Source organism: Cesiribacter sp. SM1 (assembly GCF_020178975.1).
Classification (GTDB): Bacteria; Bacteroidota; Bacteroidia; order Cytophagales; family Cyclobacteriaceae; genus Cesiribacter.
In genome coordinates, this window is record NZ_JAHXBU010000073.1 from 1 (window position 1) to 878 (window position 878).

Consider the following 878-nt stretch of genomic DNA (forward strand, 5'->3'; position numbering starts at 1 on the left):
GATTTTTGTGTGCAGCAAGAAAAGCTGCTTTGAAGGTCACATACAGAATATTAACATGAAAATGCAAGGCATGAACAACTCCGACAAACACGATCAGCGTATAGCAAAAATGACCTTTGCCTCGGTTTATCCCATGTATCTGGCAAAGGTGGAGAAGAAAGGCAGAACAAAAGAAGAGTTGCATCAGGTTATTGAGTGGTTAACAGGCTATAACAACAAAAAACTGCAGGAACTAATAAAGGATAACGTAACTTTTGAAACATTCTTCCAACAGGCTTCTCTAAATCCAAATGCTTACCTCATAACTGGAGTTATCTGTGGATACCGGGTAGAGGAAATCGAGAACCCTTTGACCCAGCAGGTTCGGTATTTGGATAAGTTGGTGGATGAATTGGCGAAGGGCAAGAAGTTAGAGAAGATTTTACGCAGCTCGTAGGTGGATGTAGGGCAGCTTCGTTGCTACGGACAATTCCAACATAGGGTAAACGGTATTCAAAACAATAAGGAATCCATGGGAAGAAACAGTACAATTGATTTTTCACAGACGTTCTATCACGGCACCAAAGCTAATCTAAATGTAGGCGACTTGATCCAAGCTGGCTTCAACTCAAACTACGGCAAAAAGAAAAAGGCGAAATACATTTACCTTACAGCTACCCTGGACGCTGCTATTTGGGGAGCTGAACTTGCCTTGGGTGATGGGCGTGAAAGGATTTATATAGTTGAGCCAACCGGTTCAATTGAGGACGACCCAAACTTGACGGACAAGAAATTTCCAGGCAATCCAACAAAATCGTACCGTTCTCTGTATCCATTAAAAATTATTGGAGAGGTAACTGCTTGGCAAGGACACTTACCCGAGGAACTCAAAGCAATGA

At 42.3% G+C, this 878-nt stretch carries 2 protein-coding genes; both read left to right on the plus strand.

Annotation, left to right across the window (positions count from 1 at the left end):
- Positions 1-70: 70 nt before the first annotated feature.
- Positions 71-436, plus strand: coding sequence for a DUF2200 domain-containing protein (locus KWJ01_RS13270; RefSeq protein ID WP_224996952.1), 366 nt, complete (start codon positions 71-73; stop codon positions 434-436).
- A 75-nt stretch (positions 437-511) separates the two neighbouring features.
- The coding region (arr, locus tag KWJ01_RS13275) for an NAD(+)--rifampin ADP-ribosyltransferase (protein WP_224996951.1) at positions 512-878 on the plus strand (367 nt) is incomplete at its 3' end.

Bases quoted from the DNA above. Each gene is read 5' to 3' on its own strand.
- KWJ01_RS13270 (WP_224996952.1), top strand. From the start codon at position 71: ATGAACAACTCCGACAAACACGATCAGCGTATAGCAAAAATGACCTTT.